The sequence below is a fragment of the Sphingomonas sp. Leaf20 genome, assembly GCF_001421535.1.
In the GTDB taxonomy this organism is placed as follows: Bacteria; Pseudomonadota; Alphaproteobacteria; order Sphingomonadales; family Sphingomonadaceae; genus Sphingomonas.
The window spans coordinates 905,654-917,592 of sequence record NZ_LMKN01000008.1; the positions used below are offsets into that span (position 1 = coordinate 905,654).

General features: G+C 68.1%; 8 protein-coding genes. 2 read left to right on the plus strand and 6 right to left on the minus strand.

Features of this window, described 5'->3' with window-relative positions; translation table 11 throughout:
- Nucleotides 1–37 precede the first annotated feature (37 nt).
- Nucleotides 38–3,193, minus strand: a complete 3,156-nt coding sequence (locus tag ASE72_RS12455; protein WP_082446034.1) for a helicase-related protein — start codon at nt 3,191–3,193, stop codon at nt 38–40.
- Nucleotides 3,194–3,411: 218 nt separating this feature from the next.
- Between ASE72_RS12455 and ASE72_RS12460 the strand changes: the two genes are divergently transcribed.
- Nucleotides 3,412–4,464 (plus strand): SMP-30/gluconolactonase/LRE family protein, encoded by a 1,053-nt coding sequence (locus tag ASE72_RS12460; protein WP_327196477.1) that lies wholly within the window; start codon nt 3,412–3,414, stop codon nt 4,462–4,464.
- Nucleotides 4,465–4,473: 9 nt separating this feature from the next.
- Here ASE72_RS12460 and ASE72_RS12465 read toward each other — a convergent pair whose 3' ends face one another.
- From ASE72_RS12465 to ASE72_RS12485, 5 genes are all read right to left on the minus strand, one after another.
- Nucleotides 4,474–4,953: a cupin domain-containing protein gene (locus tag ASE72_RS12465; RefSeq protein WP_235532339.1), complete on the minus strand. Its 480-nt coding sequence runs from the start codon at nt 4,951–4,953 to the stop codon at nt 4,474–4,476.
- Nucleotides 4,950–6,056, minus strand: a complete 1,107-nt coding sequence (locus ASE72_RS12470; protein WP_056021503.1) for a Gfo/Idh/MocA family protein — start codon at nt 6,054–6,056, stop codon at nt 4,950–4,952. Before ASE72_RS12470 ends, ASE72_RS12465 begins: the two co-directional genes overlap by 4 nt.
- Nucleotides 6,057–6,134: 78 nt before the next feature.
- On the minus strand, nt 6,135–9,131 hold the full coding sequence (locus ASE72_RS12475; RefSeq protein WP_082446036.1) for a TonB-dependent receptor plug domain-containing protein: 2,997 nt from the start codon (nt 9,129–9,131) through the stop codon (nt 6,135–6,137).
- 157 nt (nt 9,132–9,288) lie between these two features.
- Nucleotides 9,289–9,981 carry a FadR/GntR family transcriptional regulator gene (locus ASE72_RS12480; protein WP_235532340.1) on the minus strand — a complete coding sequence of 231 codons (693 nt, stop codon included), beginning with the start codon at nt 9,979–9,981 and terminating at the stop codon, nt 9,289–9,291.
- Between the two features lie 28 nt (nt 9,982–10,009).
- Nucleotides 10,010–11,356: a GntP family permease gene (locus tag ASE72_RS12485; RefSeq protein WP_056022310.1), complete on the minus strand. Its 1,347-nt coding sequence runs from the start codon at nt 11,354–11,356 to the stop codon at nt 10,010–10,012.
- A gap of 375 nt (nt 11,357–11,731) precedes the next feature.
- Here ASE72_RS12485 and ASE72_RS12490 point away from each other — a divergent pair, with 375 nt between their 5' ends.
- The gene (locus tag ASE72_RS12490; protein WP_056022313.1) at nt 11,732–11,932 is read left to right on the plus strand and encodes a helix-turn-helix domain-containing protein; all 201 of its coding nucleotides are present in this window, start codon (nt 11,732–11,734) and stop codon (nt 11,930–11,932) included.
- The last annotated feature ends 7 nt before the right edge of the window (nt 11,933–11,939 follow it).

Consider the following 11,939-nt stretch of genomic DNA (forward strand, 5'->3'; position numbering starts at 1 on the left):
TGATGACGTGGTTTGACTGATCGGCCTGCGATCTCGCCTATTCGGTAAGCTCGCCTAGCAGTTCGCGCGTTCGCTCGATGCGGCGATCAACGTCGTCGATCCGCTCGCGGACGAGCCAGCGTCGCTTCGACGCCTCGAACGGCGGCGGCAGCGTCGCCTTGGGATCACCCATCGTGACCGCGATCGCCCCAGGGCCGACGTCGATCTGGCGGATGTCCGCCTGACACGCGAGCGCGCCGATCCGCGCCGCATCGAGCAGACGGATCGCAGCAGCGGGCACCGTGCCGAACCGATCCTCCAGCTCGACCTGGAACGCGTCGAGCGCGGCAACGTCGTTCAGATGCGCGAGCCGGCCATAGAGCGTCAGGCGAAGATCGGTCTCGGGGATCCAGTCCTCGGGCAGCATGCCGTCGATCCCGAGGTTCAGCACCGGCTGCCATCGATCCGCCGGCTCGCCGCGCGCGACCTTCAATGCCTGGCCGAGCAGATGCTGGTACAGATCGATGCCGATCAGCTTCATGTGCCCGGCCTGCTCCTCGCCGACGAGATCGCCCGCACCGCGCATGTCGAGATCGCGCGCGCTGATCGCGAACCCCGCACCGAGCTGGTCGAATGCCTGGAGCGTGCGCAGGCGCTTCATCGTGGCGTCCGCGATCGTCGCGTCGCCCGCGGTCAGCAGCAGGATCTGTCCGCGTCGTCCACCGCGACCGACCCGGCCCCGCAGCTGGTGCAGCTGCGACAGTCCGAAGCGGTCCGCGTGATGGACGATCATGGTGTTGGCGCGGGGGACGTCCAGCCCAGCCTCGATGATGTTGGTCGCGAGCAGGACGTCGCCGTCCCCAGCTGCGAACCCGGCCATCGCCTCGTCGAGCGTGGCCGCATCCATCTTGCCGTGCGCGACGACGAGCCCGAGCTCGGGAACGAGCTTGCGCAGCGTCGCGGCCAGCGGTTCGATATCCTCGATCCTCGGCACGACGACGAAGCTCTGTCCGCCACGCGCGCGTTCGCGGCGCAGCGCCTTGCGCACCGCGAGTTCGTCGAACGTGGCGATCGTGGTGCGGATCGGCTGGCGTCGCGCCGGCGGCGTCGCGATGATCGAGATCGCCTGAAGCCCGACCATCGCCGACTGGAGCGTACGCGGGATCGGTGTCGCGCTCAGCGTGAGCACGTGCCCGGCACCAATCTCGCGCAGCGATTGCTTGGCCTTCGCGCCAAACCGTTGTTCCTCATCGATCACGACGAGCGCGAGGTCCTTGTAGGCGACGCTCTTGGCACCCAGCGCGCTGGTCCCGACGACGACCGCGATCGATCCGTCGGCAAGACCCGCGCAGACCCGCTTGCGCTCGGCGGCGCTCGACAGGCGCGACAGCGACGCCACCTCGTAACCCGACCCCGCAAAGCGCGCGCGCATCGTATCGAGATGCTGGCGGACGAGCACGGTGGTCGGCGCGACAAGCGCGACCTGGCGGCCCGCGAGTGCGACCAGCGCGGCGGCGCGCAACGCCACTTCCGTCTTGCCGTAGCCGACATCGCCGACGATCAGCCGGTCCATGGGCGTGCCACTGGCGAGGTCCGAGCGGACCGCGGCGATAGCGCGTGCCTGATCGGGGGTTTCGGAGAATTTGAAGCCTGCCGCAAACGTCTCGTACGCTGCAGAATCTGGGGCGATCGGATCGGTCGACCGCGCGCTGCGCTCGGCGGCGAGATCCTTCAGCGCACGCGCGCTTTCGGCGATCGCCGCGTCGATGCCCGCACGCCGCTTGTTCCAGCTGCCGCCGTCGAGCGTATCGAGCGTCACCGCATCGGCATCCGCGCCATAGCGCCAGATCCGGTTGGCTTCGGCGACGGGGACGAGGCGGCGTGCGCCCTTGGCATATTCGAGGACGATCGCGTCGCTCGCGGTCGTCTCGTCCATCTGGACGGTCTCGATACCCCGCACCGCGCCGATGCCGTGGTCTTCGTGGACGACGAGATCGCCGATGTGGAGCGCACGTCCCTCGTCGAAGCCCATGCCGGTCAGGACCGGACCATCGTCAAGCCTCGCGCGGCTGCCGAGCAGGTCGGCGGCGGCGACGATCGTCAGGCCGTCATGCACGAACCCGCGCTCGACCGGCGCGCACAGCAATGCGATCGTGCCCGCCGGTACCTTGCGCGCATCGTCGAGCGTCGCGGCGGTCTCCACCGTCATGCCGAGACGCGGGGCCAGGAAGCGGAGGTCCCGCGCGGACCCGGCGATCGTCAGCGGTGCATCGGCGGTCACCGATTTGGCGTAGCGGCGGAACGCCCGCACCGGATCGCGGCGTTCGACGAAGCGCGGGGTCTGCTCGACAGGCTCGTCGTCGCGGATGATGCGCGACACCTTGGTCGACGCGTCCCATGCCGCCGCGTCGACAAGCCTGGGTGCCACGGACCGCTTCGCCGCACCGTCGAGCGCGAGCGCGAGGAAGCGCGCGCGGCGCGCTGCGACGGTCGGGTCGAGATACATCACGGCATCGGGCAGATGGTCGGTGATCGAGACACCCTCGCCGAGCGCGGGTTCGTTTGCGCGACCGATCATCACCTCGGCGACGTCGTCGAGACCCCGTTGCGTGACCGCGTCATAGGGGCGAATGCTCGTGACGATCCCATCCTCGAACGCGATCCGCACCGGATGGACCTGGTCGGCAGGGAAGATGTCGACGACATTGCCGCGTACCGCGATCTCGCCGGGCTCGTCGACGCGGTCGTCGACGACATAGCCCAGATGATCGGCCAGATCGGGCAGGCCGGCGATATCGATCGGCTCGCCGACCTTCAGCAGCGGCGGTGCCTCGTCAAATGCCGACGGGGCAGCGTAGCGGACCGCGCTCGCCTCGGCGGAGAGGACGAGCAGGATCGGGGCGGGTGACGGCGCCGTCGCGGCGATCCGCAGCCGGCGCAGCGCGGCGACGCGCTGGCCGATATTGGCGGCACTGGCGGGGGCGTCATCGCCGGGCAGCGCATCGCTCGCGACGAGATGGACGACCGTCGTGTCGGGGGCAAACGCACCGGCAAGCCGCGCGATCAGATCGGCGCGCTGGTCGTCCTCGACGACGAGGATGCAGCGTGCGGCGTTCGTTGCAACGATGTCCGCGGCGACGATCGCGGGTAGGCTGGCCTGTTGCCGGAGGTCGGTTTCGCCCGGCAGGGTGATATTGTCGGTACGCTTAAGCATGGCCACTCCCTGCGGGCCATTGCCGCGCATTTTCTGAACGGCGCGAGAACATCAGCGTTCCCAGCGACATGGCGGGTGAGCAAGATAAAAATAGTGCGCCGGACGGTGAACCTTTTGTAAAATTCCCCCGCACCGACGGCGCGCGAAATGATCCGTGGCGCGGGCGTGCGGTGATGCCTAGACTGGTCGCTCATGCGGGGATGGCAGGAGATGAAGATTTGACCGAGTTGCCGTTCACGCCCGATCGACGCCGCGTGCTCACGGATGCCGTGACGGGTGGTCTGGCCATCGGCTGCCTCGCGCTGTTCGGGGGGGCTGCACGCGCGGCCGAAACCGGCGTGCCGACCCTCAAGCGCATGTCGCCGGCGCTTGATCGTATCGTGGCGCCGGGGACGCGGGTCGAGGTGATCGCAACGGGGATTCGCTGGGCGGAGGGGCCCGTCTGGGTGCCGGACGGCGGCTATCTGCTTTTCTCCGATCCGCCTGCCAACATCGTGCGACGCTGGACGCGCGCATCGGGGACAAGTGTCTTCCTCACGCCCTCCGGCGCGGGGGGCACCGATCCCAAGCTCATCCGCGAACCCGGTGCGAACGGACTGACACTCGACAGGCAGGGTCGGCTGCTGCTCGCGAACAGCGGCGGCCGGACGATCGACCGGTTCGATCTCGCGACGCGGCGGCGGACGGTGCTGGCGGAGCGTTTCGAGGGCAAACGCTTCAACAGCCCGAACGACATGCACGTCGCGCGGGACGGTGCGATCTACTTCACCGACCCGCCGTACGGGCTGGCGGAGGGAGACGATTCACCGCTGAAGGAAATGCGCGTCAACGGCGTGTACCGGCGACGGCCCGGTGGTCGCATCGACCTGCTCGACGCGACGCTGACGCGGCCGAACGGGATCGCGTTGTCGCCCGACGAACGGCGGCTCTATGTCTCGGTGTCGGACGAGGTCGCGCCGCGGATCATGGTCTATGATCTCGATGCGAGCGGACAGGCGCGCAATCGCCGCGTGCTGCTCGACGCGGCGCCGATGAAGGCGGCTGGTGGCGCGGGGCTCCCCGACGGGATGAAGGTCGCGCGCGACGGGACCCTGGTCTGCTCGGTACCCGGCGGGATGATGATGATGACGCCCGAGGCGGAACCGATCGCGCTGATCGCGACCGGCGCACCGATCGCGAATTGCGCGTTCGGCGAGGGTGGTCGCGCGCTCTACATGGCGGCGAACGACCGGGTGCTGCGCCTGCCGCTGCGCGCGGGGTGGCAGGGCTGATCGCCGGCGTCAGCGCGGGAGTTTCATCCCCAGCAGGACGAGCCGGTCGCCGGTGATCCCGAACCCGTGCGGGACGCCCGCAGGAATCAGCAGGACGTCGCCCGGCGCGAGCGACCGGGTGGTGCCGCCGACGATGCGGTCGCCCTCGGTCAGCTCCGGCTTGACGGGCCGCGGTGCCACCAGCGTTCCGCCGGACAGCAGTGTACCCTTGCCGGCGATGACGATCGCATATTCGGCCTCTGCCGGATGCACCGCGGGACGGCCCGGCGCCTTCCAATATTCGAGCGCCGCGACCGTCTTGCCGTCGCGGACCGGCGGCTGCCAGGCAAAGCCCTGACCGGGCTTCATCGCCTTCGCCATCGCCGCAACCTGCGCGGTCACGTCGGGACCGGTCGCAAAGCGCGTCGGGTCGGCCGTCTGCGCCATTGCCGGCACGCTCGCCGCGAACAGCGCGAGCGCAGCGGCCTTGACGCCGTTCGCCGCGATCATGCCGTGCCGCCCAGCCCGATCGTCCGCCCCTCGCGCGCGGAGCGATAGATCGCCTCGACGATCCGCATGTCGCGCAAGCCCTCTTCGCCGGACACGATCGGTTCGCGACCGCTGCGAACGCACTGCGCGAGGTGATCGAGCTGGCCGGCGAACTGCGTCTTGGCGGGGCCGGGCGGCGGCGTGACCTGTTGCTCGCGGCCGTCTTTGCCGGTCCACATCTGGTTGCCCTCGTAGCGCGTCGCGGGCTCGAGTTCGATCCGCCCCTTGTCGCCCATCAACAGGATATGGTTCTGGTTCGCGCTGTACATCGACTGGCAGCCGGCGATCGCGCCGGAGGGAAATTCGAGCGTCCAGTCGATCATGTCCTCGACCTCGGCGAAACGCGGGTCGCGGCGGTCGGTGGATTCGCGCGCGGTCACCGCGATCGGCTCCTCGCCGGTCATGTAGCGCGCCGCCTGCAGACTGTAGATGCCCATGTCCATCAACGAACCGCCACCCGACAAGGCGCGCTTCAGACGCCATTTCGACGGATCGCCCTGCGTGAAGCCATGTTCCGAGCGGACATAGCGGATCTTCCCCGCGGCGCCCGCGCGCGCGAGCCGCATCGCCTCCACGTTGAACGGTTCGAAATGGCAGCGGTATCCGATCATCAGCTTGCGGTTCGCGGTCTTGCACGCGGCGATCATCGCCTCGCATTCGGCGACCGAGACTGCCATCGGCTTTTCGCACATGACGTGCTTGCCCGCCTTGGCCGCGTGTATGGTGTATTCGGCGTGGAGCGCGTTGGGCAGGCACACATAGACGATGTCGATGTCCGGATTGTCGCGGATCGAGTCGAAATTGGCGTAGGAATAGATCGCGCTGGCGGGCAGGCCATGCTCGGCCGCGACGCGCTTCGCCTTGGCCGGATCACCGCTGACGATCGCCGCGAGCCGGCTGTGCGTGCAGTTCTTGAACTGCGGGATGATGACGCCGAGACCGTAGGAACCGAGCCCTACGATCGCGTAGCCGAGTGGCCGGTCCGAACGTTCCGCCGCGCAGGCCCCCGAGGTCAGCGTCAGCGCTGCTGCCGAAATGATGAGATCGCGTCGTGCGATGTCCATGGCGATTTCTCTCCTATGCGACTTGATCGAGGACATGGTGGACCGGGCCGCGGTCGGGCGCAACCGCGGGGCCGGCGATCAGAACCGCGCGCGCATGCCGAGCCGGTAGAAGCGGCCGAGCGTGTCGTAGAGCGCGGGATTGACGTCGAGCCCGGTGTTCGTCTGCGGTGCAGGCTCGGGGTCGTGATCGAACATGTTGTCGACCTTGAAGAACAGGCTGACCTGCTTGGAGAGGTTCACCGATCCGCCGAGATCGAAGTAGAAGGCGCCCTTCATCGTGTTGTAGTCGATCGTCGGATGGTTCGCGGTCGAGATCGGGCAAGCGGTCGTGCAGACGACATACTGGTTGCCGAAATTGCCGTCGGAGAACCAGCGTTCCTGCAGCGTCAGGCTGAAGACCTCGTTGTCGTAGCTCTGCGTCGCGAGCCATTTCCAGTCGGGGGTCGCCCCATTGTTCGCACCCGCCTGGTCGACCGTCGCGACCCCTTCGATACCGGCCTTCACGAGGAATTCGCGGACATTGGTGCCGAGCGCGCGGATCGTGAAGTTGCCCGGTAGGCCGAGCGGCTGCTTCCACTGATAGCTCGCCTCGATGTCGAATCCGCTGGTCTTCCACGAGGCGAGGTTGAACGGCTGGACGTTGATGAAATTGCCCCCCTGCGTCGGGCTGTTGAGGACGAAGCCGCCGCAGAACGCCTGATTGCCCTCGAAGCAGAAGCGGACGATCTGGTCCGCCGACAGCGTCGAGATCACGCCGTCGAGCTTGATGCTGTAATAGTCGAACGACAGGCCGAGGCCGGGCAGCCAGGACGGATGCGACAGGACGATGCCGGCTTCGGTATTGCGCGCGATCTCGGGCTTCAGGTTCGGATTGCCGATGGTGTTCTGGAACGCCTGGACGCCGCCGCCGGGCGGGAAGGGGTTGGTGAAATTGGGCAGCGTCGTGACGGTCGGCGCGGCGAACAGTTCGGACAAATTGGGCGCACGCACGTCGCGCGACGTCACCGCGCGCAGGCGGATGCCGTCGAACGGCGTCTCCCAGGTGCCGCCGACCTTCCACGCCCAGATCGTTCCCGACGTGCTGTAGTGCGTGACGCGGCCCGCACCGTTCAGATTGGCACGGCCGACCGCGTCGCTGCCGAACAGCGGCAGGTTGAGCTCGAGAAAGCCTTCATATACCTCGTACTTGCCGCCGCCGTTCTTGTAGTTGCCCGCCGCCCAGTTGCTCCCCAGCGTCGAGTTGAGCAGCGGGTCTGCGGGATAGTCGGCGCTGTTCGGGCTGAGCGGCGTGACGCCGGCGCCGTAGGGATCGCCGTGCACGCGGTAGAACTCGCGGCGATATTCACCGCCGAACGCGACGGCGAGCGGTCCTGCCCAGAGGCTGAGCGGTTCGCCCGAGAAGTTCAGGCTGGCGACGTCCTGCGTCAGCTTGGTCCGCTGCAGCGGACCGTTGGCGGGCGTGACATAGGCGAGTGCCGCCGACGAAGGCTGCGCGCCGCCAAAGATGTTGATCGGCTGGCATCCGGCGGCACGTGCGGCGGCGTCTGCGCAGACGATCGCGCCGTTCAGCGTGATCGCGTTGGCGGCGGCGACATAGCGGTTCTGCAGCACGGTGTTGTCGACATCGATATGCGCAAGCGTGATGCCGTGCTCGTAATAGCCGTCATAATTCCAGGCGGTGCCGCCGACGTCGAACCGTCCCTTCAGCCCACCGACGAACCGGTACTGGCGGCGGTCGGTCTGCACGAGCGGATCGGGAAAATTGCCGTTGCTCGTGCCAAAGCCGAACTGCGTGATGCCGGCGGTCGCGCAGCGGTCGCGGATCAGCTGCGGCAGATACGGATTGGCGCACTGCACGGTGAGGTTCGGGCGGTTGTAGCCCGGGCTCGGCTGGTTGCTGGTCTTCACCTGCGCGAGGTTGACCGTGACATACGCCTCGTTGTTGTCGGCGAAATCGAACCCGACGCGGGTGAAGCCGTTGAGGCGTTCGAGCGCGGACTTGAGCGACGCGCCCGATCCCGGCGCACCCGACAGGTCGCCGCCGACGCAGAAGCTGTTGCCGGGGAAGCACCCCGTCACGCCGCCGGTGCCCGTGGGTCGCCCGTTCGACCCGTAGTTGAAGTTGAACGGCGCACCGTTCTGGTCGAACGCAATGCCCTGCAGCGGGCCGTTGTTGATCAACCCGAACCGCGCATATTGATAGGGCTGCGCGTAATCGCGGTAGTTGAACTGCGGCAGGCCGTTGTTCGCCTGCCCCGTGTTGACCAGCGTCGTCGCGCGGTACCAGTCACGCCCCTTGGCGAGATCGGTGCCGAAATCGCCCGGGCCGACGCCGTCCTCATGGTCGTATTCGGCGCTGACGATCAGGTGCAGCCGGTCGCCCAGCAGCGCCTTGCCGAACGCCGCCTGGACCAGCGCCTGCTGATCGTCGCCGTAATTGGTGATGCCGCCCTGGATATTGCCCTTGAACCCGGTGAACCGCGTGTCGGTGATGAAATTGACGACGCCGCCGACCGCGTCCGAGCCGTAGGACGCGGACGCGCCGCCGGTGACGACGTCGACGCGCTTGACGAGCAATTGCGGGAACATGCTGATGTCGGGCACCCCGGTCACGTTCGCACCGACGACGCGCTGCCCGTCGAGCAAGGTCAGCGTGCGGATCGGACCGAGCCCGCGCAGCGAGAAGGAACTGAGCCCCTGCGTACCGCTCGACGTGCTGAACGTCCCCGTCGATGCGCCGGTCGATCCCTGGAGCGAAGGCAGTTGCGCGATCGCGTTGAAGATGTTGGGCTGTGCGTTCTTGAGGATCTGATCCTCGCCGATCACCGTCGTCGGCGTCGGCGCGTTGAACCCGCTCGAGGTGATGCGCGTGCCCGTGACGACGATGTCCGCGGGGGACGGGGCTTGTGGCGTTGCCGCGCTGTCCTGCGGCGGGGCGGCGGGCGTGGGCTGGAGCACGGGCGCGGGACTGGTCTGTGCGAAGGCCGGCGCACAGGCCAGCGCGGTCGCGAGGACATAGAGACTGGTAGCGGTACCAAATACTGCTGCGAGAGTGCGCCCGGCGTGCGTTGTCATCATCCATCCCCGTTTGATGCACGGGGACGTCGACTGGCTGTCCAGTTCTACCCCGTTTCGTTGCAGCCATGGTGTACGATATGGCGGGGCATCGGGCATCTACGACCAACGTCGCAATTCGGTCGGGGGCCGGCCGTGGCGCCCGGCCGGTGGGTCGTCAGGGCATCAGCCGCTTGCGCCCCTGCGACAGGTGCCAGCGCATCGCGAGCGCCGCGCCGTCGGCGTCCTGCGCGCGGATCGCTTCGACGATCGCGTCATGCTCGTCCATCATCGCCTTGATCGCCTCTGGCGGGCGCGACCGCGAGATGTCGACGCCGGCACGCAGGATTCGCATCACCGCGTCCTCGAGATGGTCGAACACATGGACGAACGCCGCGTTCGCGGTCGCCTCGACGATCGCGCGGTGGAGCAGCCAGTCCTCGTCATGCGCGGGGGCGTTGGACAGCAGCGCGGCGCGAAGCGCCTCGAGCGTCCGTTCGATCGCATCGAGTTGCTGGCGCGACCGGCGTTGCGCCGCCAGACGCGCGGCTTCGGCCTCGAGCACGAACCGCACCTCGTACGTCCCGAGCGTCGTCGCCAGCGCATCCATCGGCATGTGCGTGCCGAGCCGTTCGGACGGACGGCGCTTCACATAGGAGCCCGCACCGCGGCGCGCCTGGGTGATGCCGTCCGATGCCAGCCGGGCAAGCGCCTCGCGGACGATCGTCCGCGACATGCCGAACGTCGCCGCGAGCTGTGCCTCGGCGGGGAGCCGGTCGCCGACCGCGAGCCCGTCGCGCGCGATGATCTGGACGATCGCGGTATAGGCGCGATCCGCCAGTCGACCTTCGGCCGGAAGCGACCGTTCCACGCGAGCCTCCTGAGACAGGGTATTGGAATCAGACGACATAGCTCATGGCCATGACCATCGCGAGCCCCACCACCGAGATCGTCGTCTCCAGCATCGACCAGGTCCGGAACGTGTCCGCGGTGCTCGTCCCGACATAGCTCTTGACCAGCCAGAAGCCCGGATCGTTGACGTGGCTGAAGAACACCGACCCCGCGCCGACGGCGAGCACGACGAGTTCGGGCGACACGCCCGACCCGGCGACGACGCCCGGCATGATCCCGACGGCGGTGATCGTCGCGACCGTCGCCGACCCGGCGGCGAGGCGGATCCCGACCGCGACCAGCCAGCCGAGCAGCAACGGCGATATCGCGTACATCAGCACCGTCCGCGCGAGCAGGTCGGACAGTCCGGCGGTGACGAGCACCTGTTTGAGCGCACCGCCCGCACCGATCGCGAGCAGGATCGCGCCGGCCGCGCCCATCGTCTCGTGCCAGACCGCGTCCTGGATCGCCGCCTCGCGCAGGCGTCGCCCGAACAGCAGCGGCAGCGCGAGCAGGTTGGTCAGCAGCAGCGCGATCACCGGGTTGCTCGCCGCGACCAGCCATGCGGTGCCCTTGAGCCCGGGGATCATCTGGCCGAGCTCGCCGGTCGCGATCATCAGCACGGGGAGCAGGACGATCAGCAGCGCGGAGGGGCGCGGCGGGGCAGGAATCGACAGCCCGGCATCGTGGAGCACCGGCTCGACCAGCCGCACGCCGCGCGTCGTGAACCGGGCGAGCACGGGGCCGGCTAGGATCGCTGTGGGGATGGCGATGATGATGCCGTAGAGCATCGTCCGCCCGAGATTGGCGCCGAGCGCCTCGACCGCGAGCAGAGGCCCCGGATGCGGCGGGACGAGCGCGTGCACCACGCCCAGCCCGGCGAGCGCGGGCATGATCAGCCTGAGCTTGGCGGCGTCGCGGTCCGCCGCATCGCTGCCCGCCATTTCCTCGGCGGCGGCGACCACGATCGGCAGCAGCAGCACGAGCCCCGTCTCAAAGAACAGCGGCAGCCCGACGACGATCGCGATGCCCAGCGTCGCCCAGGGCGCCGCGCGCGCGCCGGTCAGCTGCAATGCCCCCTTGGCAAGCGACGCGGCGGCGCCCGACAGATGCAGCATCGCGCCGAGCGAAAGCCCCAGCGCGACGACGAGCCCGGTGCCGCCAATGATGTCGCCCACGCCCTTCTGCACCGCCTTGGCGACGTCGGGCAGCGGCAATCCGGCGAGAAGGCCGACCGTGAAGGCACCGCATAGCAGGCCGATGAACGGATGCAGCCGCCCGCGCACGATCATCACCACCGCGAGCAGGATCCCCGAGACCGCCGCGATGACCAGGCGCAAGTCGCTGCCGATCACCGATGCGTGCCCGGCAGGCGTGATGTCGGCAGCGCAGATCGGGTCTGCTGGGGTCGTGCCATCGTGCATGTCCTCTCGATCCGACGGCGTCTTCGCCTGTCGCTCATGGCAGGATCTGTACGACAGACTTTTTCATTCTGGCAAGAAAAAGGCTTGATTGGGAACAAATGAACGCGCCATACCGAAAACCTGTCCAACCGAATCCGCACAACCGGATCGCAGAAGCAACAGTCGAAGCCGGGTCGCGGTGATGTGCCGCCGCCACAAAAGGCCGCGAAAACAGGGAGGATGACCATGGAAGCGACCGCATTCGACATCCGCGATCCGTCAGCCGCAGCCGCAGCCGCGAACGGTACGCCGGGGGCGCACGGTACGATGCCCCGTCTCACGCCGACGCAGATCAAGGTGCTGCGCGGCGTTCATTCGGGATTGCTCAACAAGCAGATCGCGTTCGACCTCGGGATCGCCGAGGCCACGGTGAAGGTCCACATGACCGCGCTGATGCGCAAGCTCAACGTCCGCAACCGGACGCAGGCGGCGATCGTCGCGCAGGGCCTTGCGATCGGCGGATCCTAGCACCGCC

What these genes read in the sequence shown, in the direction of transcription:
- ASE72_RS12455 (WP_082446034.1), bottom strand. Translation starts at nt 3,193, where the DNA reads ATGCTTAAGCGTACCGACAATATCACCCTGCCGGGCGAAACCGACCTC.
- ASE72_RS12465 (WP_235532339.1), bottom strand. Translation starts at nt 4,953, where the DNA reads ATGATCGCGGCGAACGGCGTCAAGGCCGCTGCGCTCGCGCTGTTCGCG.
- ASE72_RS12470 (WP_056021503.1), bottom strand. Translation starts at nt 6,056, where the DNA reads ATGGACATCGCACGACGCGATCTCATCATTTCGGCAGCAGCGCTGACG.
- ASE72_RS12475 (WP_082446036.1), bottom strand. Translation starts at nt 9,131, where the DNA reads ATGACAACGCACGCCGGGCGCACTCTCGCAGCAGTATTTGGTACCGCT.
- ASE72_RS12490 (WP_056022313.1), top strand. Translation starts at nt 11,732, where the DNA reads ATGCCCCGTCTCACGCCGACGCAGATCAAGGTGCTGCGCGGCGTTCAT.